The sequence below is a fragment of the Aeromonas sp. R10-2 genome (genome assembly GCF_040908445.1).
Taxonomy (GTDB): domain Bacteria; phylum Pseudomonadota; class Gammaproteobacteria; order Enterobacterales; family Aeromonadaceae; genus Aeromonas; species Aeromonas veronii.
Genome location: NZ_JBFODS010000090.1, coordinates 16,767 through 32,971, shown reverse-complemented (window position 1 = coordinate 32,971; position 16,205 = coordinate 16,767). Strand labels below are relative to the sequence as shown.

General features: G+C 60.9%; 19 protein-coding genes. 7 read left to right on the top strand and 12 right to left on the bottom strand.

Annotation, left to right across the window (positions count from 1 at the left end; translation table 11 throughout):
• Position 1: 1 nt before the first annotated feature.
• The 5 genes from folK to AB5Y97_RS17850 all read left to right on the top strand — a co-directional run bounded on the left by folK (position 2) and on the right by AB5Y97_RS17850 (position 4,253).
• A complete protein-coding gene (folK, locus tag AB5Y97_RS17870; protein WP_005354659.1) occupies positions 2-511 on the top strand; it encodes a 2-amino-4-hydroxy-6-hydroxymethyldihydropteridine diphosphokinase in 510 nt (169 codons plus the stop codon).
• Entirely contained in the window at positions 508-1,302 is a 795-nt protein-coding gene (panB, locus tag AB5Y97_RS17865) for a 3-methyl-2-oxobutanoate hydroxymethyltransferase (RefSeq protein ID WP_005335640.1), read from the top strand. Before folK ends, panB begins: the two co-directional genes overlap by 4 nt.
• Positions 1,303-1,503: 201 nt before the next feature.
• Complete coding sequence (gene panC / locus AB5Y97_RS17860) at positions 1,504-2,361, top strand: pantoate--beta-alanine ligase (RefSeq protein WP_335827292.1); 858 nt, start codon at positions 1,504-1,506, stop codon at positions 2,359-2,361.
• Positions 2,362-2,385: 24 nt separating this feature from the next.
• Positions 2,386-2,736 carry a putative quinol monooxygenase gene (locus AB5Y97_RS17855; RefSeq protein ID WP_047437807.1) on the top strand — a complete coding sequence of 117 codons (351 nt, stop codon included), beginning with the start codon at positions 2,386-2,388 and terminating at the stop codon, positions 2,734-2,736.
• Between the two features lie 149 nt (positions 2,737-2,885).
• A complete protein-coding gene (locus tag AB5Y97_RS17850) occupies positions 2,886-4,253 on the top strand; it encodes a cation:dicarboxylase symporter family transporter (RefSeq protein WP_240533703.1) in 1,368 nt (455 codons plus the stop codon).
• A gap of 83 nt (positions 4,254-4,336) precedes the next feature.
• Here the strand turns inward: AB5Y97_RS17850 and AB5Y97_RS17845 are convergent, their stop codons facing one another.
• The 8 genes from AB5Y97_RS17845 to hpt all read right to left on the bottom strand — a co-directional run bounded on the left by AB5Y97_RS17845 (position 4,337) and on the right by hpt (position 10,106).
• The gene (locus tag AB5Y97_RS17845; RefSeq protein WP_101529627.1) at positions 4,337-4,864 is read right to left on the bottom strand and encodes a rhodanese-like domain-containing protein; all 528 of its coding nucleotides are present in this window, start codon (positions 4,862-4,864) and stop codon (positions 4,337-4,339) included.
• Positions 4,865-4,876: 12 nt separating this feature from the next.
• Positions 4,877-5,287: a MauE/DoxX family redox-associated membrane protein gene (locus AB5Y97_RS17840; RefSeq protein ID WP_240533704.1), complete on the bottom strand. Its 411-nt coding sequence runs from the start codon at positions 5,285-5,287 to the stop codon at positions 4,877-4,879.
• 14 nt (positions 5,288-5,301) lie between these two features.
• On the bottom strand, positions 5,302-5,610 hold the full coding sequence (locus AB5Y97_RS17835) for a DUF3343 domain-containing protein (RefSeq protein WP_101529625.1): 309 nt from the start codon (positions 5,608-5,610) through the stop codon (positions 5,302-5,304).
• Positions 5,607-6,389: an acyl-CoA dehydratase activase gene (locus tag AB5Y97_RS17830; RefSeq protein ID WP_101529624.1), complete on the bottom strand. Its 783-nt coding sequence runs from the start codon at positions 6,387-6,389 to the stop codon at positions 5,607-5,609. The genes AB5Y97_RS17835 and AB5Y97_RS17830 overlap by 4 nt, the downstream gene beginning before the upstream one ends.
• Before the next feature lie 9 nt (positions 6,390-6,398).
• On the bottom strand, positions 6,399-7,550 hold the full coding sequence (locus AB5Y97_RS17825) for a double-cubane-cluster-containing anaerobic reductase (RefSeq protein WP_101529623.1): 1,152 nt from the start codon (positions 7,548-7,550) through the stop codon (positions 6,399-6,401).
• 226 nt (positions 7,551-7,776) lie between these two features.
• Positions 7,777-8,550: an ABC transporter permease gene (locus tag AB5Y97_RS17820; protein ID WP_123172386.1), complete on the bottom strand. Its 774-nt coding sequence runs from the start codon at positions 8,548-8,550 to the stop codon at positions 7,777-7,779.
• Positions 8,547-9,464, bottom strand: a complete 918-nt coding sequence (locus AB5Y97_RS17815) for an ABC transporter ATP-binding protein (protein ID WP_005354634.1) — start codon at positions 9,462-9,464, stop codon at positions 8,547-8,549. Before AB5Y97_RS17815 ends, AB5Y97_RS17820 begins: the two co-directional genes overlap by 4 nt.
• Positions 9,465-9,575: 111 nt before the next feature.
• Complete coding sequence (hpt, locus tag AB5Y97_RS17810) at positions 9,576-10,106, bottom strand: hypoxanthine phosphoribosyltransferase (protein ID WP_005362861.1); 531 nt, start codon at positions 10,104-10,106, stop codon at positions 9,576-9,578.
• 201 nt (positions 10,107-10,307) lie between these two features.
• Here hpt and AB5Y97_RS17805 point away from each other — a divergent pair, with 201 nt between their 5' ends.
• Positions 10,308-10,922 (top strand): TetR/AcrR family transcriptional regulator, encoded by a 615-nt coding sequence (locus tag AB5Y97_RS17805; RefSeq protein ID WP_042079938.1) that lies wholly within the window; start codon positions 10,308-10,310, stop codon positions 10,920-10,922.
• 72 nt (positions 10,923-10,994) lie between these two features.
• Here AB5Y97_RS17805 and AB5Y97_RS17800 read toward each other — a convergent pair whose 3' ends face one another.
• Positions 10,995-11,606: a flavin prenyltransferase UbiX gene (locus tag AB5Y97_RS17800; protein ID WP_047437825.1), complete on the bottom strand. Its 612-nt coding sequence runs from the start codon at positions 11,604-11,606 to the stop codon at positions 10,995-10,997.
• Positions 11,603-12,973 (bottom strand): UDP-N-acetylmuramate:L-alanyl-gamma-D-glutamyl-meso-diaminopimelate ligase, encoded by a 1,371-nt coding sequence (gene mpl / locus AB5Y97_RS17795; protein WP_368158610.1) that lies wholly within the window; start codon positions 12,971-12,973, stop codon positions 11,603-11,605. The genes AB5Y97_RS17800 and mpl overlap by 4 nt, the downstream gene beginning before the upstream one ends.
• 258 nt (positions 12,974-13,231) lie before the next feature.
• Between mpl and AB5Y97_RS17790 the strand changes: the two genes are divergently transcribed.
• Positions 13,232-13,933: a phosphatase PAP2 family protein gene (locus AB5Y97_RS17790; RefSeq protein ID WP_064341715.1), complete on the top strand. Its 702-nt coding sequence runs from the start codon at positions 13,232-13,234 to the stop codon at positions 13,931-13,933.
• A 69-nt stretch (positions 13,934-14,002) separates the two neighbouring features.
• Here the strand turns inward: AB5Y97_RS17790 and galE are convergent, their stop codons facing one another.
• Positions 14,003-15,016 carry a UDP-glucose 4-epimerase GalE gene (galE, locus tag AB5Y97_RS17785; protein WP_064341716.1) on the bottom strand — a complete coding sequence of 338 codons (1,014 nt, stop codon included), beginning with the start codon at positions 15,014-15,016 and terminating at the stop codon, positions 14,003-14,005.
• A gap of 94 nt (positions 15,017-15,110) precedes the next feature.
• A complete protein-coding gene (locus AB5Y97_RS17780) occupies positions 15,111-16,100 on the bottom strand; it encodes an FAD-binding oxidoreductase (RefSeq protein WP_368158608.1) in 990 nt (329 codons plus the stop codon).
• Between the last annotated feature and the right edge of the window lie 105 nt (positions 16,101-16,205).

The following is a 16,205-nucleotide window of genomic DNA, read 5'->3' as shown; positions in this document are numbered from 1 at the left end:
GATGACCGAGGTCTTCATCGCCATTGGTTCCAACCTGTCTGATCCGCTGGGTCAGGCTCGTCGCGCCGTTGCCGCCTTGGCAAGGTTGCCGGAATCTGTGCTGGTGGAGGCCTCGTCGTTTTACAGCAGCCGCCCGATGGGGCCTGCTGACCAACCGGACTACGTCAATGCCGTGGCCCGGCTCAATACCCGGCTCGCGCCCCTTGCGCTGCTGGATCAATTACAAAAAATCGAGCTGGAACAGGGACGTGTGCGCAAAGATGAGCGGTGGGGGCCGAGAACTCTGGATCTCGATCTGCTGCTCTATGGGGATCAGGTGATCAACCATGAGCGCCTGATCGTACCCCACTACGGCATGAAGGAGCGGGAGTTCGTGCTGCTGCCCCTTGCCGAAATTGCGCCTGCTCTGGTGCTGCCCTGCGGCACCCCGCTCGCCCGACTGGTTGCCCGCTGCCCGCACAATGATTTGGCCATCATTGCCCCGCGTGCAGACGTACAGGAGCCTCTATGAGCAAGATCACCACCGCCAGCCTGCTGAAGATGAAGCAGGAGGGTCAAAAGTTCACCGCCATCACCGCCTATGATGCCACCTTTGCCAAGCTGTTCGACGACGAGGGGGCCCATGTGCTGCTCATCGGCGATTCACTGGGCATGGTGCTGCAAGGGGGCCAGGATACCCTGGCGGTCAACATGGATGAGATGGTCTATCACACCCGCTGTGTGGCACGCGGTGCCAGCAAGGCACTGGTGGTCGCCGACATGCCGTTCATGAGCTACGCCACCCCCGAGCAGACTTACCAGAACGCTGCCCGCCTGATGGCGGCCGGTGCCCGCATGGTGAAGATGGAAGGGGGCGACTGGCTCTGTGACTCCATCCGCCACCTCACCCGCAACGGGGTGCCGGTGTGTGGTCACCTCGGCCTCACTCCGCAATCCGTTCATGTCTTTGGCGGCTTCAAGGTGCAGGGGCGCGATGAGTTTCAGGCGCAGGAGATCTATCGCCAGGCCCTCGAACTGCAAGCGGCCGGTATCCAGCTGCTGGTGCTCGAGTGTGTGCCCACTGCGCTGGCCGAGCGTATCACCAAGGCGCTTCGCATCCCGGTGATCGGCATTGGTGCCGGCCCCGCGACCGATGGTCAGATTTTGGTGATGCACGATGCCTTTGGCGTCACCTCCGGCTATGTGCCCAAGTTCACCAAGAACTTCCTGGCCGAGACCGGCGATGTGCGTGCCGCCATCCGCCTCTATGTCCAGCAGGTGAGCGAGGGGAGCTTCCCCGGCCCGGAGCACTGCTTCAACTGATCCTGGCGGTTGCATGATGGGGGCTGCGGCCCCCGTCTCTGCTTGTCAGCCTCGCACAGTTAATCTGTATAGCTAATCCGTATCTTATTGATTCATCTAAAGGTCAACTGCTGATAGCCATGTTCGTGCCCCATCCCGCCCGAGCGCTATCTGTGGATGCAACCCGTCTCTCTTTTTGATTTATCGGAAGGTGAACTGCTGATGTTGGTCGTAAATAATCCCGTCGTTCTGCGTGAGCAGATAAGCCTTTGGCGCCGTGAAGGGCGTGCCATCGCATTCGTGCCCACCATGGGCAATCTGCATCAGGGCCACCTGACGCTGGTGAAAGAGGCACACAGCCACGCCGAGAAGGTGGTGGTCAGCATCTTCGTCAACCCGATGCAGTTCGATAAGGCCGAGGATCTTGCCAACTATCCGCGCACTCTGGAGCAGGATTGCGCTGCGCTGGAAGCGGCCGGTGTCGATATGGTGTTCACCCCGACCCCGGAGATCATGTATCCGCAGGGGCTGGCCAGCCAGACCTTCGTCGAGGTGCCGGGTCTATCCAATCTGCTTGAGGGGGCGCTGCGTCCGGGTCACTTCCGTGGGGTCAGCACCGTCGTTACCAAGCTGTTCAATCTGGTGCAGCCTGATGTGGCCTGCTTTGGCCAGAAGGATTACCAGCAGCTGGCGCTCATTCGCAAGATGGTGGCCGACATGGCGATGCCCATCGAGATCGTTGGCGTGCCCACCGTGCGGGCCGAAGACGGGCTGGCGCTCTCCTCGCGCAACGGCTACCTGACTGCCGCCGAGCGGGCCATTGCCCCCGAGCTGGCGCGCACCATGAACTGGATCGCCGATCAAATCGAAGCGGGTGACCACCACCTGCCCTCCTTGGTAGCGCAGGCCAGCCAGCGTCTCGACAACGCCGGTTTCCGTACCGATGCCATCGACATCGTCGATGCCGCCACCCTCGAATCCGCCACTGACGAGAGCGCACAGCTGGTGATCCTGATGGCTGCCTATCTTGGCAAGGCCCGCCTTATCGACAATCAAGTGGTCACGCTGCAGCAAGCCTGAGCCCGCCACAACCAGGAGGACCCCATGTCCAAGAAGGTTTACTGCATTGCCCAATTCCTGCCCAAACCCGGTCAGGAGCAAGCCCTGTTTCAGGTGCTGCAGGCGCTCGAGCCCAACACCCTGCGTGAGGATGGTTGCCTGCAATATCGGGTAACCCGCCACATCGCGAGCCCGTTTGCCGAGGGGGAAAGCTTTCCCATCGTGTTCAACGAGATTTGGCAAGATATGGCGGCTTTCGAGGCGCACTGCCAGCGCGCCGAGATCACCGCGTTTTTCGAGCGTTACTGCCTGGCGGAAGATGGTTTGGCCGCGAAGTGGAATGTCTGCGTTTATAGCGACGAACCCGAACAGTACGACGCCCCCGTAAAGAAGTAATTCCCCCGATTGCCAGCGGACGCCCTCTCGGGCGTCCGCTGCTTTTTGACGCCTGCACTCTCCTGCATTCCGGCGTTTTGTTCTGCGGCCCTGCCCGCCCCCCCCTTCGTTTCTATCCACTTTCGGCCTGATGGCCGCTACAGGTATTCATGATGTTTGTCCTGATTGCATCGCTTGTTTTCTGTCTGCTCTGTTTTGCCCTGACCCGGATTCCCTCTACTGTGCCGCTCTCGCGCAAGGTACTTGCGGGTCTGCTGCTTGGCTCCCTGTTCGGGCTGGCTCTGCAACTGGGTTGGGGCGCCGATGATGCCGGCGTTCAGCAGACCCTGGAGTGGGTCAATATCATCGGCGGTGGCTATGTCAGCCTGCTCAAGGTGGTGATGATGCCGCTGGTGTTCACCTCCATCCTCTCCGCCATCAACAAGCTGGAGCAGGCCCAGTCCCTCGGCAAGATCAGTGCCGTGCTGATCGGCTCCATGATGACCCTGGTGATGATCGCCGGTGTGGTGGGGATGACGGTGACCCACCTGAGCGGTCTCACCGCAGCCGGGTTGTTGAGTCACGGCAGCGACAGCGCAGCCCTGCAACTGAGCATGAGCACCATCGACAGTGCCCAGACCCTGCCGGCCCTGCTGCTCTCGCTGGTGCCCACCAACTTTGCCGCCGATATGGCGGGTAGCCGCGGTCTCTCGGTGATCGGCGTGGTGATCTTTACCGTGCTGGCGGGGGTTGCCCTGCTGCAGATGAAGGCGGAGCACCCGGAGGCCGGTGCTCGCGCCGCCGTGGCCATCGATACCCTGCAACTGTGGGTGATGAAGATGGTGCGGGTGGTGATTGCGCTCACCCCCTATGGCGTGATGGCGCTGATCGCCCGGGTGGTGGCCCACTATCCGCTGAGCGAGATCCTCAGCCTGCTCGGCTTTATTCTGGTCTGCTACGTCGCCATTCTGGCGATGTTTGCGGTGCACATGGTGATCCTGCTGCTGATCGGCCAGAACCCGCTGCACTATTTGCGGGAAGTGTGGGGCGTGCTCACCTTCGCTTTTGTCTCCCGCAGCAGCGCGGCTTCCATCCCCCTCAGCATCGAGACCCAGCAGCGCCTTGGGGTGCCCGCCAGCATCGCCAACTTTGCCGCCTCGTTTGGTGCCAACCTCGGCCAGAACGGCTGTGCCGGCATCTATCCGGCCATGATGGTGGCGATGATCGCCCCCATGCTCGGCATCAACCCGTTTGATCCCCTGTTTCTGCTGACTCTGCTGCCAGTGATTGCGCTGGGCTCCATCGGAGTGGCTGGCGTCGGCGGTGGCGGCACCTTCGCTGCGCTGATCGTGCTCTCCACCCTCAACTTCCCCATCGCGTTGGTGGGGGTGATGATCGCCATCGAGCCGCTGGTGGATATGGGCCGCACCGCTCTCAACGTCAACGGCTCAATCATGGCGGCCATGATCACCAAGCGGTTGCTGGGCAAACAGCAGCTGGCCGAGACGCAGGTGCTGGAGCAGCAGGCCGCCAGCTAACCCCGAGCGTTACCTAATATGAAAGAAGCCCGCAGTTGCGGGCTTCTTTCATATCGGCTGTGTTGCCTTGTGGGCAGGCGCGGTTACTCGGCAGAGACGGGGTAACCGGCGCCTTTCCAGGCAAAGATGCCGCCCGGCACCCGATAGACCTGCTGATAGCCCTGAGTCACCGCCCAGGCGGCTGCGTTGTGGCTGCGGCCGCACTTGACGAAGCCGCAGTAGATCACCACCGGGCGGGACTTGTCTTCACCCAGCAGCGCCTGGAACTGCTCCGCCGTGCCGCTCCCCTCGACGATTTCGCTCCAGTTATCACCGGCCTTGGCCTCTTTCACGAAGACGAAGTTCTTGGCGCCCGGGATGTGCTCCTTCTTGTAGGAGTCCTCATAGGGCATGGTGTCGATGATCACCAACTCCTCGCCCTTGTCCATCCGGGTCTTCAGCTCGGCCACGGTCAGCAGCTGATAGCCCCCCTGCTGCGCCTCCTGTGCCAGCTGTACAGCCGATTGCTCAAGCTTCACCTCCTGCTCGAACTGGTTGTCGCCACAGCCACCGAGGGCAAAGCTGGCGGCGATCAGCGAGGCCACCAGAGTGCGGGATCGCAATGTCATCATGTCACTACTCCTTTAGAACGGGAAAACGGGGCGGGAAGTTCGCAGCAGGGCGCCCGCAAGCGTCAGTAGCAGCAGATCCCGCACAATGGCCTCCGGCAACGAGCTGAGATCAGCCCTGCCCAGACAGCCGCAAGAGATGTCGAGCCCGATGGCAACGCCATAGCCCAACACCGGAATAAACAGGGCGAGCAGCCCGATCACCAGCCAGAGTCCCCAGCGCCGGTTGGCGATGACCGCAAGCCCTGCGCAGAGCTCAAGGGCGATCAGCCCCCAGGCCACTGGCGGGATCAGTGACGGCCAGATCAGGCCAAAGGCGCCGATCTGCTCGATGAACAGGGCGGGGGAGACCAGCTTGAACCCAGCGGAGGCGAGGAAGAATCCCCCCAGCGCCAGATTGGCCAGCATGCGCAGATAAACGGCCATGGGATAGCTCTTTATCATCCATGACTCCGACTGCCAACCACTGGAGTTTGCTTCGCCATGTCCGGGCTATCGGCCGGATAGCGGGCCAGCTCCTGATAGTCGCCGTCCGCTTCGCAGCGAAAGACGGCAGAGGTTTCACCGCTCAGGCACCACTGCTGCCACTCGTCTGGCGGGCAGTGGAGGCGAATGGCGAGGCCACAGCCGGCGCTGAGCAGGCGCGGCACGTCGCAGACCCGAAACGACTGGTCGTGCTGCTCCAGCCGCTTGCGTAGTCTGACCGTGCCGAGGGTAGAGTGGAACAGGTAGAGAAACTCCTGATTCATGATTTGCCTCCCGTGCTGGCGCGCGCGCCGAACAGGGCGGCACCCAGCGCACCGGCAAACTGGGCATCCGGGTGGGTGGCCACTTCGCAGCCCAACCCTTCGGCCAGATAGTGGCGGAAGGTGGCGCAGTGGCTGACACCGCCGGTAAAGAGTACGCTCGGTCGGGCGCCGAGGCGGCCGATAAAGTTGGCACTGCGCCGGGCCATGGAGCAGACGATACCGGCCAGGATTGACTCGGCCGGAATGCCCGCCGAGCGCAGGCTGATAGCCTCCGATTCGGCAAACACGGTACACATGCTGCTGATGTCGTGGGGCTCGGCCCCTTGCAGCAGTTCGTCAAGCTGCTCGACCCGAGCCCCCAGAGTGCGGGTGATCACCTCGAGAAAGCGGCCGGTACCGGCGGCGCACTTGTCGTTCATCAGAAAGTCGGTGAGGTTGCCGTCGCTATCGAGCTGGATCACCTTGCTGTCCTGCCCGCCGATGTCGATGACGGTGTGTACCGACGGGCAGAGCAGGCGAGCCCCCAGCCCATGGCAGGAGATCTCGGTAACCCGGCGATCGGCGAACGACGCCAGATCGCGGCCATAGCCGGTCAGGGTCAGGTGGGGGCGCTCTGGCAAATCGGCCGAGAGCTCCTCCCAGCCTTGCTCGATGGCAGCCAGCGGACGAAAGGGGGTCGGTACCAGAAAACGGCGGACGATACGCCCACCATCCCGGCTGTCGAACAGGATCCCCTTGGTCGCGGTGGAGCCCGAGTCAATCCCGATGGAGAGTGACACGGCGTCTCCTTACAGCATCTCGATAAAGGCGGCCAGCCGGGTGGCCAGTTGTCCCTTGTCGGCGCTGGAGTAGTCGGTCTCGACTGCCATGTAGGGGATACCGTGGCGTTCGCGCACATGGCGCTTGATGGCGAGCGACTCCACCGCATAGGTGTGGCAAGCCTGCAGGATCACATCGATCACTCCGTCCGCCTGATACTCCTCCACCATCTGGCTCAGCAGATTCATGCGCTGGTGGTTGGGGGAGATGCAGGAGCAGCCGATGGCCAGATACTTGTCGGTCAGCGCATCGAACGGGTCGCCCTCTTCGCTGACGCACTGCTCGGTTGCCTTGGCGCCGGTGCAGTTCTCGTAACCCACCACCCAGCCGCCGTGCTCCTCGATGAGGCGCACCACCTTGTCGGCCGCGCCGCCGATGGGGCAGCCGGTGATGAGGATGCGCGGGCGGGCATCGAGCCGCTTGCCTTCGGCATACTCGACCTTGATGCTGCAGGTCATCTCCTGCAGCTCGCTGATGAGCTGCTCCTTGTCGAAGCGGAAGGTGGCACCATAGACCACCTTGAGCAGGTCGGTACCGCTGAGTGCCGGCGGATTGAGCTGGCCCAGCCGGTAGAAATCGGCCAGCGCGCGGCGCTCGCGGTTTTTCAGCACGATGGCGTCTCGCAATGCCTGCTCGCTGATGGGCTTGCCGAACTGCTGCTCCAGCAACTCCTTGAAGCGGACGACTTCGCTGCGCCACAGGGTGCGGGAGGCCTCGTCATCGGCGCGGTTGGGCAACTGCATCACATGCACCGGTTTGAACTCGGCCATGTACTCGTACATCTTCTTCTTGCCGTCGCAGGTGGTTTCCCCCACCACCAGATCGGAGAAGTAGAAGTAGGGGCACTTGTCGGTCTTGCCGAACCCGTAGCTGCTCTTGATCAGCGGGCAGAGGTTGCGGGGCAGGTCTTTCTCGGCCTCCTCGATGGTCTCGTCGCTGGTGGAGCAGAGCGATACCACCACGGCGCCGGCGGCCATCGCCACCTCCTGCGGCATAAAGGTACAGTAGGTGCCGACCAGGGGGATCTGTCGCTCCTTGAGTGCCATTACAGCCAGAAAGCCCTGACGACGGGCATCTGAAAAGCTATCGAATATGGCTGGCAACTCGGTGATAAGTGACATAGGCGATCCTGCCCTGATGAGAGAAATGAAGAGACGGACGAGCCATCCGTGACGACACATCCAACCGCGAGAATTATACCTTTGGGGGTAATTCGAAAATTGCGGTGGATCACAAGGTGTCAGGTAAATCCTTAATGACAGGCAGGTTATTGAGAAGGGGGCTGGCAGGTTGAAGGGGCTACAGGGGGAATAAAAAACGGGCACCGCGAGGTGCCCGTTTTGGTCATCAGTGGCGCAGTCCGGTACCCCGGGAGATAAGCCACCAGGCCAGACCGTAGAGGGCCACGATAAAGCCGATGATGATGAGGTAGGCGGTGCCGAGCGGCACGTCGGAGATACCGAGGAAACCGTAACGGAACGCGTTCACCATGTAGATGATGGGGTTCACCTGGGAGACCCCCTGCCAGAAGGGGGGCAGCAGGCTGATGGAGTAGAACACCCCGCCCAGATAGGTGAGCGGCGTCAGCACGAAGGTGGGGATGATGCTGATGTCGTCGAAGGTCTTGGCAAACACCGCGTTGATAAGGCCACCCAGCGAGAAGAGGATCGCGGTGAGCAGCACGGTCACGCAGACGCTGAACAGATGGTGGATCTGCAGCGGCACGAAGAAGAGCGACACCAGGGTGACGATGAGGCCGACACAGAGGCCGCGTGCCACGCCTCCGCCCACATAACCGGCGATGATGACGTAGTTGGGCACCGGTGCCACCAGCATCTCCTCGATATTGCGCTGGAACTTGGCGCTGAAGAAGGAGGAGGCGACGTTGGAGTAGGAGTTGGTGATCACCGACATCATGATGAGGCCGGGCACGATGAACTCCATGTAGGTGAAACCGCCCATGTCACCGATGCGCGAACCGATCAGGTTGCCGAAGATGACGAAGTAGAGGCTCATGGTTATGGCCGGTGGCACCAGGGTCTGGATCCAGATGCGGGTGAAGCGGCTCACCTCCTTGGCCAGAATGCTCTTGAAGGCGATGTAGTAGATGGCCAGATTCATGCTTTTCTCCCCTCTTCGACCAGATTGACGAACAGCTCTTCCAGCCGGTTGGCCTTGTTGCGCATGCTCACGACCTGCACCTGCTGGTTCGACAGCTGCTCGAACAGGCTGTTGAGTGACTGGCTCTTGTCGAGATCCACTTCAAGGGTGCGCTCATCCGGCATGCGGCCGTTGAACTCTGGCACTTCAGGTACGGCAGAACCTGGCGCAAGGTCGAGCAGGAAGGTCTCGCGACCCAGCTTGCCCAGCAGATTCTTCATGCTGGTGTTCTCGATCAGACGACCCTTATCGATGATGCCGATGTTGCGGCAGAGCATCTCCGCCTCTTCCAGATAGTGGGTAGTGAGGATGATGGTGACGCCCTGCTCGTTGAGATCCTTGAGGAAGGTCCACATGGAGCGGCGGATCTCGATATCGACCCCGGCGGTCGGTTCATCGAGGATCAGCAGCTTGGGCTCGTGCATCAGGGCGCGGGCGATCATCAGCCGGCGCTTCATGCCGCCGGAGAGGGTGCGGGCTGGCATGTCGCGCTTCTCCCACAGATCGAGCTGGCGCAGGTACTTCTCGGCGCGGATCTTGGCTTCTGCCTTGGGCACGCCGTAGAAGCCGGCTTGATGGGTGACAATCTGGATCACCTTCTCGAACTGGCTGAAGTTGAACTCCTGCGGTACCAGTCCGAGCTGGGCCTTGGCCTGTTCAAGGTCGCTGTCGATGTCGTAGCCAAACACCTTCACCTTGCCGGCGCTCTTGTTCACCAGCGAGCTGATGACGCCGATGGTGGTGGATTTGCCCGCGCCGTTCGGGCCTAGCAGGGCGAAGAAATCCCCCTGCCTGACGGTAAGATCGATGCCTTTAAGGGCTTCGACGCCCCCCTGATAGGTCTTTTTCAGGCCGCTGATTTCCAGTGCGTTCATTGCAACCTCTGTGATGGTTGAATCCGGCTCGATACAGAAAAGGCGGCCAAGGCCGCCTGCACAGAGTAAAGGGCGCAAGGCCGCTTCACCCGTGATATTCCTGAACCTGGCTTACTCCTGAGGTACCACTTTGCCGATAAACGGCAGGTTGCGGTACTTCTGGGCGTAGTCGATGCCACAGCCGACCACGAATTCGTCCGGAATGGCGAAGCCAATCCAGTCGACCGGCACCTGCACTTCGCGGCGGGAGGGTTTGTCCAGCAGGGTGCAGATGGCCAGGGATTTCGGCTCGCGCAGGGAGAGGATCTCGCGCACCTTGTTGAGGGTGTAACCGGTGTCGATGATGTCTTCCACGATCACCACATCCTTGCCCTTGATGTCATCGTCCAGGTCTTTGAGGATGCGGACGTCACGGGTGCTGTGCATGCCGGAGCCGTAGCTGGAGGCGGTCATGAAGTCCAGGGTGATGGGCAGCTTGCACTGGCGGCAGAGGTCGGCCAGGAAGATGCAGGAACCGCGCAGCAACGCAATCATCACGACTTCGTCAGAACCCTGATAGCGGGCGGTGATCTCTTCACCCAATTTGGCGATCCGGGCGGCTACTTCAGCCTCGGAGATCATCACCTCGACGGTGTGTTTCATCACTTACTCCCATAAGGCCAAAGGGGATTTGGCCGTTCATGAATATCAAAACCGATGATTCTACCACTCATGTCGAAGGGTGCTAGAGATACGTGGTGCTTTTATCGGCTTATTTTAATTGATAGAGTTAGCAGGCACTCAGGCATGATTAGTTAAAATACTATAAACACCATAATCAATAACTATTAGATGATAAAAACTATGGAACCACGCGCAGAAATAAGACGTCGTACCCGGCTGTCGCCGGAAGCTCGTCGCTCCCAATTGATGGAATGTGCCATCGAGGTGTTCTCCCGTCGCGGCATTGGCCGTGCAGGTCACGCCGAGATAGCCGAACAGGCCAAGGTCTCTGTGGCTACCGTCTTCAACTATTTCAACACCCGCGAGGAGTTGGTAGATGAGGTGCTGGCCGAGATCGAACGCTTTGTGAACCAGATGCTGTCGCAGGCATACGGTGACCAGGGCTCCATTTTCGACAAGATCCAGCGTCATGTACGCCTCTCTGTCGATGCCGCCTACGATCAACCGGATTATGCCGGTATCTGGCTGGAGTGGAGCTCATCGGTTCGGGAAGAGGTATGGCCCCGCTATACCCGGCTGCTCGATCACTGCCTTGAGCTGATCGCCAGCGAGCTGCAAACCGCCATGGATGCAGGGGAGATCACCAGCGTGCTGTCAGCACAGGATCTGGCCCGCTCTCTGACCGGTTTTGGCTATGTGATGATGCAGATGATCAATCAACCTCAGCGCCCGGCGCGCCAAGAGGTGACTGATTTCCTGTTCAAGTACGTGACGGCGCCAATTCAGGCTCGCTAACACGACTTAACGAAAAAACGGCGTCACTCATTGAGTGGCGCCGTTTTTTTATGGCCGAATGTGGCGGTCACCTCAGTGGTGGCCATAGCCCCAGCGGTGGGTCAGCTCATGCTCGACACCGAGATGATCGAGGATGCGGGCGACCATAAAGTCCACCAGATCCTCGATGCTTTTCGGCTCATGATAGAAACCGGGCGCGGCAGGCATGATGGTCACCCCGAGCCGTGCCAGTTTCAGCATGTTCTCCAGATGGATCGCCGAGAAGGGGGTTTCGCGGGGCACCAGGATCAGCTGGCCGCGCTCCTTGATCACCACATCCGCTGCCCGCTCCAGCAGGTTGTCCGAGGTACCGTTGGCAATGGCCGAGACTGTGCCCATAGAGCAGGGGCAGACCACCATCTGTTTGGGCGCGGCCGAGCCGGAGGCCACCGGCGAGAACCACTCCTCCTTGCCGCAGGCGACAATCTGCCCCTCTTTGGCGCCATATTGGCGACAAAGATAGGCAGAGAGCTCTTTCGGCGAGCCCGGCCAATCCTGTTGCTGCTCGGTCTTGAGTACCACACGAGCCGCCGATGAGGCGAGCAGGTAGACCCGATAGTCCGCCTGCACCAGACACTGGAGCAGGCGCAGGGCGTAGGGGGCGCCGGAGGCGCCGGTCAGCGCCAGGGTGATCGCTTTGTTCATAGTTCGCCGTGGTAATCCTTGAGGCGGGTGATCAGCTTGTCATGAATGCCGCCGAAGCCGCCGTTGCTCATGATCAGAATATGGTCGCCATCGCGGCTCTCGGCCACCAGCCGGTTGATCAGGGTCTCCAGATCGTTGAATACCTTGGCGGGTCGGGTCATATGGGCGGTCACCTCGCCGAGATCCCAGCCGATGTTGGGGGGCTGGAAGAAGAACACCTCGTCGGCGCCATCGAAGCAGCCAGCCAGCTCCTCCTTGTGAACCCCCAGCTTCATGGTGTTGGAGCGTGGTTCCAGCACCGCCAGAATACGGGCTTCTCCTACCTTGGCGCGCAGGCCGCCGAGGGTGGTCTCGATGGCGGTGGGGTGGTGGGCAAAGTCGTCATAGACACTGATGCCAGCCACCTCGCCCTTGAGCTCCATCCGCCGCTTGGGGGATTTGAACTGGCAGAGGGCGGCGATGCCGTGCTCCACCATCACGCCAGCATGACGTGCGGCCGCGATAGCCATCAGACCATTGTTGACGTTGTGCTCGCCGATGCACTCCCAGTGCACCTCGCCCTGTTTCTCGCCATCCAGCCACACCTCGAAGGCGGAGCCGTCATCGGCCAGCTTGACCGCCTGCCACTTGGCGTCGTTCTGACCCACCAGCTCCACTTCGCTCCAGCAGCCCATCTTGCGCACGGCGGTGAGGTTGTCATCGGCTTGCGGGAACAGCACCCGGCCGTTGCTCGGCACGGTGCGCATCAGGTGGTGGAACTGGCGCTGGATCGCGGCGAGATCCGGGAAGATATCCGCATGGTCGAACTCCAGATTGTTCATCACCAGGGTGCGCGGATGGTAGTGGACGAACTTGGAGCGCTTGTCGAAGAAGGCGCAGTCATACTCGTCCGCTTCGATGACAAAGAAGGGGGCGGAGCCGAGACGGGCCGAGACCGGGAAGTTGCCCGGCACGCCGCCGATCAGGAAACCGGGCTCCAGCTTGGCGTACTCCAGCACCCAGGCCAACATGCTGGCGGTGGTGGTCTTGCCGTGGGTGCCGGCAACGGCAAGCACCCAGCGATCCTGCAGCACGTGCTCCAGCAACCACTGGGGGCCGGAGATGTAGGGCAGATTGCGGTCCAGCACATATTCAACACAGGGGTTACCGCGGCTCATGGCGTTGCCGATCACCACCAGATCCGGCGCCGGATCGAGTTGGGAGGGGTCATAGCCTTCGGTCAGTTCGATGCCCTGTTGCTCGAGCTGGGTACTCATGGGGGGATAGACGTTGGCATCCGAACCGGTCACCCGGTAACCAAGCTGTTTTGCCAACACCGCCAGACCACCCATAAAGGTGCCGCAGATCCCGAGAATGTGAATATGCATACCGCTTCCTTTCGCAGTAAAGGGAAGTGCGCATTCTAGGGGGTGTTGCGGTGATGGCACAAGCCGCACTCATGGTGAGAGGCCCACAGATGCAGCACCGAAGGCAGAAATCTTGGCGCTGTTGGGGTGTGTGAGGCTTGAATGGATTTTTGGGTTTTATTTGAAGCTTGATATTGTGTCGCACTTTCTTACAATTCTTCGGTTTTGTGACGCACTTTACAGTTTTACGATATCGCCCTTTTCCAAAGGAGAGTCCCCATGGGCAAGTTCCTGCTTTGCTATCTGGTCGGTGGTCTGGTGGCCATCAGTTGGGCTGCGCTGCCCGCTCATGGTCCCTGGGAACAGTGGGACCTCGCGATTTTTCATACCGTTAACGGCTGGCTCGGGCAGTCGGCTCTGTGGGCCGATCTGGTGGCCATCACCAATAACCGGCTGTTCGATCTGGCGGTGCTGGCCTGTATGGGGCTGATCCTGGCCCGCTGCTTCTTCGCCCGGGATTTGGTGGGTCGTCGCCAACTGGTGGCGATGGGGATAGTGATGCTGCTGAGTGCGTTAGTGATCAACCAGCTTGGTCACCGATTGCCGGTGGAGCGTCCCAGCCCGACTCTGATGGTGGCCGATGCGCTGCGGGTGACCCAGATCAGCGCTATTCCGACCAAGGACTCTTCCGGTGACAGCTTCCCCGGGGATCACGCCCTGTTCCTGATGATCTTCGCGGGCTACGCCTTGCGCTATCTACCGCGCTGGGCGGGAGTCACCGCATTGCTGATGGTGCCGATCTTTTCCGCGCCGCGCATTCTGGCTGGCGCCCACTGGTTTACCGATGTCTACGTCGGCGCACTGGGGCTGGCGACCCTCTGTCTGCCCTGGTTGCTGCTGACCCCGCTGGCGGATCGGCTGATAGACCGCATCGCCCCCCGATTGGCCCGTGTGCCGCTGCTGCGCAGTCAGACCCACTGATTGAACGTCGCAAAATAAAACGCCCCGACATGAAAATGTCGGGGCGTTTTGTTATCAACCCGCGAGAGATCAGCCTTGATAGCCGTTCGGGTTGTTGCTTTGCCAGCGCCAGGTATCGACCATCATCTGCTCCAGACCGCGCTCAGCCTGCCAACCCAGCTCGGCACGGGCCAGTGTCGGCTCTGCCCAGCACTCGGCGATGTCGCCCGGGCGACGGGGTTTGATCTGGTAGGGAATGGGTCGGCCGCTGGCCGCTTCAAACGCCTTGACCATCTCCAGTACCGAGTAGCCTTGACCTGTGCCCAGGTTGTAGGTGAAGACGCCGGTGTCGCTCTTGATGCGCGCCAGTGCTTTCAGGTGGCCGATGGCCAGATCCACCACATGGATGTAGTCACGCACGCCGGTGCCATCCGGGGTCGGGTAGTCGTTGCCAAACACCCCCAGTTCCTTGAGCTTGCCGACACCCACCTGGCTGATATAGGGCAGCAGGTTGTTGGGAATGCCGTTGGGATCTTCACCAATCATGCCGCTCTCGTGGGCGCCGACCGGGTTGAAGTAACGCAGCAGTACGATAGCCCAGCGGGGATCGGATTTGGCGAGATCGCGCAGGATCTCCTCTACCATCAGCTTGGAGCGACCATAGGGGTTGGTGGCGCTGGTGGGGAAATCTTCCCGCAGCGGTACCGAAGCGGGATCGCCATAGACGGTGGCCGAGGAGCTGAATACCAGCCGGAAAACGCCAGCCTTGGCCATCTCTTCGCACAGCACCAGAGTGCCGCTGATGTTGTTCTGGTAGTAGGTGAGCGGGATCTGGCTCGACTCTCCGACCGCCTTGAGGCCGGCGAAGTGAATGACCGATTCGATCTGGTGGTTGGCAAACAGCTGCTGTAGGCAGGCTCTGTCCAGCACATCCCCTTCGACGAAGGTGACCGGCTTGCCGGTGATCTGCTCGACCCGCTTGAGTGACTCCGGTGAGGAGTTGGAGAGGTTGTCGAGTACCACGACCTGCTGCCCCGCGCCGAGCAGCTCAACCAGGGTGTGGGAGCCGATATAGCCGGCGCCCCCTGTGACCAGTATTGTCATTTTTTATCCCGTGTTCTGGTGAAACTGGGGCAGAGTCTAGCGCCCCTGTCTACTTGGGAAAAGGTTGGGATACCGATGACGCCTTCACCACGCCTCAATAATCGAGACTGATATCCCCTTTTGCGGTGCAGGAACAGGCCAGAGCAACGCCGCTCTCCAGATCCTGAGCACTCAGGGTCATCACGCTCTGGCGCTCGATGTCACCTGTGGTGGTGCAACGACAGCTGCCACATACCCCGGCGCGGCAAGCAGCCATCATGGTTTCGCCCGCAGCTTCCAGTGCTGCCAGCAGGGGCTGACCCGGCAGGATCTTCACCTTTTTGCCGCTCTTTTTCAGGGTCAGCCAGAAGTGGTCGCTGGCGGTAGCGGCGGGCTCTGCGGGAGGAAGACCGAAGGACTCCTGATGCAGCTGCTCTGGTGGCAGCCCGAGTTCTGCCAGCATGGTGCTGACCGCCGCCATATAGGGTGCCGGGCCGCAGAGATAGACATGGCGTTCGCGCAGATCCGGGGCCAGCTCGGCCAGCATGGCGGGGGTGAGTCGGCCCACCCAAGGATGAGCCGTTGGCGCCTCTTCCAGTATCAGGGCATGGCGTACACCGGGATGAGCTTCGGCCAATGCAGCCAAGTCATCTGCGAAGATCACATCTGCTGGCGAGCGGGCGCTATGGATAAAGCGGATATCGGCATCCGGCCGTTTGGCGAGCTCGTCTCGCAGCATGGCCCACATGGGGGTGATGCCGGAACCGGCGCTCAAGAGCAGTGGTCGTTCGCAGGGCAAGGCGGTCAGGTTGAAGTCGCCAAAGGGACCATCCACCCGGATCTTGTCTCCCACTTGCAGGGTCTGGTGCAGATGGCGAGAGACCCGTCCCACATCTTTGATGGTGACCTGCCAGCAGGCATCCTGCGGGCTGGAGGAGAGGGTATAGGCACGGCAGTGGGGCTGGCCGTCGATCTCGGTGTGCAGGGTGATGCACTGGCCAGCCAGTACGGGAGGGAGGCTGCCGGAAAACGGCACCAGCTGCCAGCTCACGACGTCGTGGGTGTTCTGTTGGCGGCCAATGCAGGTGAGCGTGAGAGAGGTCATCACAAGGCTCCTTAGGTTTGAAACGGTTCGAAAAACGTCTGGTGAAAAAGCCGGGTCCAGAAAAAAGGCGAGCCGGGCGGCTCGCCAAACGCTTACAACATGAAG

Excerpts from the sequence above, each read along its gene's own strand:
- AB5Y97_RS17790 (WP_064341715.1), top strand. The coding sequence starts at position 13,232 with ATGGGCAAGTTCCTGCTTTGCTATCTGGTCGGTGGTCTGGTGGCCATC.
- mpl (WP_368158610.1), bottom strand. The coding sequence starts at position 12,973 with ATGCATATTCACATTCTCGGGATCTGCGGCACCTTTATGGGTGGTCTG.
- AB5Y97_RS17840 (WP_240533704.1), bottom strand. The coding sequence starts at position 5,287 with ATGGCCGTTTATCTGCGCATGCTGGCCAATCTGGCGCTGGGGGGATTC.
- AB5Y97_RS17835 (WP_101529625.1), bottom strand. The coding sequence starts at position 5,610 with ATGAATCAGGAGTTTCTCTACCTGTTCCACTCTACCCTCGGCACGGTC.
- AB5Y97_RS17855 (WP_047437807.1), top strand. The coding sequence starts at position 2,386 with ATGTCCAAGAAGGTTTACTGCATTGCCCAATTCCTGCCCAAACCCGGT.
- AB5Y97_RS17850 (WP_240533703.1), top strand. The coding sequence starts at position 2,886 with ATGATGTTTGTCCTGATTGCATCGCTTGTTTTCTGTCTGCTCTGTTTT.
- AB5Y97_RS17815 (WP_005354634.1), bottom strand. The coding sequence starts at position 9,464 with ATGAACGCACTGGAAATCAGCGGCCTGAAAAAGACCTATCAGGGGGGC.
- AB5Y97_RS17780 (WP_368158608.1), bottom strand. The coding sequence starts at position 16,100 with ATGACCTCTCTCACGCTCACCTGCATTGGCCGCCAACAGAACACCCAC.
- panC (WP_335827292.1), top strand. The coding sequence starts at position 1,504 with ATGTTGGTCGTAAATAATCCCGTCGTTCTGCGTGAGCAGATAAGCCTT.
- AB5Y97_RS17800 (WP_047437825.1), bottom strand. The coding sequence starts at position 11,606 with ATGAACAAAGCGATCACCCTGGCGCTGACCGGCGCCTCCGGCGCCCCC.
- galE (WP_064341716.1), bottom strand. The coding sequence starts at position 15,016 with ATGACAATACTGGTCACAGGGGGCGCCGGCTATATCGGCTCCCACACC.
- folK (WP_005354659.1), top strand. The coding sequence starts at position 2 with ATGACCGAGGTCTTCATCGCCATTGGTTCCAACCTGTCTGATCCGCTG.
- AB5Y97_RS17845 (WP_101529627.1), bottom strand. The coding sequence starts at position 4,864 with ATGATGACATTGCGATCCCGCACTCTGGTGGCCTCGCTGATCGCCGCC.
- AB5Y97_RS17820 (WP_123172386.1), bottom strand. The coding sequence starts at position 8,550 with ATGAATCTGGCCATCTACTACATCGCCTTCAAGAGCATTCTGGCCAAG.
- AB5Y97_RS17805 (WP_042079938.1), top strand. The coding sequence starts at position 10,308 with ATGGAACCACGCGCAGAAATAAGACGTCGTACCCGGCTGTCGCCGGAA.
- hpt (WP_005362861.1), bottom strand. The coding sequence starts at position 10,106 with ATGAAACACACCGTCGAGGTGATGATCTCCGAGGCTGAAGTAGCCGCC.
- AB5Y97_RS17825 (WP_101529623.1), bottom strand. The coding sequence starts at position 7,550 with ATGTCACTTATCACCGAGTTGCCAGCCATATTCGATAGCTTTTCAGAT.
- panB (WP_005335640.1), top strand. The coding sequence starts at position 508 with ATGAGCAAGATCACCACCGCCAGCCTGCTGAAGATGAAGCAGGAGGGT.